The organism is Salmonella sp. SAL4457, from assembly GCF_046548235.1.
Taxonomy (GTDB): Bacteria; Pseudomonadota; Gammaproteobacteria; order Enterobacterales; family Enterobacteriaceae; genus Salmonella; species Salmonella enterica.
On the sequence record NZ_JBGDZO010001487.1, the window covers coordinates 1 to 230 of the forward strand.

Genomic DNA, 230 nt, shown 5'->3' on the forward strand with positions numbered 1-230 from the left:
GTGGACACCCCGGTCAGCGCCTCGGTGGTGTTGAACAGGTAGTCGATGCGGTCGATGGTCTTGACCAGGATATCGCTGATCCCTACCGGCCCGCCGGTCGTCGGTCGCGCTTCGGCGACCTCGAAGATCTTCCGCTCGGCCTCGTCGAGGATCTCGTTGGCGCCGCGCCCTTCCGGGTGGAAGGCGCTGTCGGCGATCTCGTTGCTGATGCCGATCAGTTGGCGCAGGGT

General features: G+C 65.7%; 1 pseudogene. It reads right to left on the bottom strand.

The annotated features are described in order from the left end of the window. Positions 1 to 230 (bottom strand): annotated as a pseudogene (locus ACLJNW_RS29145) (replicative DNA helicase); the annotation flags it as partial.